The sequence below is a fragment of the Oleiphilus sp. HI0067 genome (assembly GCF_001635735.1).
Genome location: NZ_LWFI01001703.1, coordinates 1 through 914 on the forward strand (window position 1 = coordinate 1; position 914 = coordinate 914).

Annotated in this window: 1 protein-coding gene; it reads left to right on the top strand. The window is 45.3% G+C overall.

The window, feature by feature from the left end:
• Positions 1 to 914 (top strand): CarD family transcriptional regulator (locus tag A3739_RS27070; protein WP_304440326.1); only part of this gene is annotated, 914 nt, incomplete at both ends.

Consider the following 914-nt stretch of genomic DNA (forward strand, 5'->3'; position numbering starts at 1 on the left):
GATACAAACAACACCCGTTCAGATCATGGGTTTGTTGCTAACGCGAAAGATCTTCCTGATCTGACGATTGATGATCGTTTGGACATTCCTGCTTTTCGAATAAAAGAATTTCAGAAAGACTTTCCGGGGAAATTAATCGTTATTTCGGAAAGCGCCGGTCGCAGAGAGTCATTACAAGATTTGTTTAAAGATCATCAAATTGAATTTGATCATTCGCAAACATGGCAAGATACCTGTGATTCGGATTCTAGCGGCCTATCTCTCGTCGTAGGTCCAATTGAGTCAGGGTTTATTCTTGGTGACGATTCGATGGCAGTTGTAACGGAAACCGAGCTTTTCGGTCAACTCGTTCGCCAAACCTATAAGCGGCGCACCTCAGCAGAGTCCCAAGATAACTTTGTGAAAAGTCTTACAGAGCTACGCTTAGGTGCGCCAGTAGTTCATATTGATCACGGCGTTGGGCGTTACAAGGGCCTCGAAACAATCACTGTTGACGGAATGACAGATGAGTTTCTTACGCTCGAATACGATAGTGGCTCAAAGCTTTACGTACCAATTGCGTCATTAAATTTAATTTCTAGGTATAGTGGTACAGATGAGTCACTCGCACCATTACACAAACTTGGAACAGATCGCTGGAGCACGACTAAGCAAAAAGCTCTAGAGAAAATACGCGACACTGCAGCTGAGTTACTCGAAGTCTACGCAAAGCGCGCAGCAAAAAAAGGCTTCAAATACAGTCACCCGAAACAAGCCTATCGCGCCTTTTGCGCAGGCTTTCCTTTTGAAGAAACTCCGGACCAAGCAGTTGCAATCAACGCTGTAGTTCAGGATATGACTAAAGATCAGCCTATGGATCGATTGGTCTGTGGGGATGTCGGCTTTGGCAAAACCGAGGTCGCAATGCGTGCTGC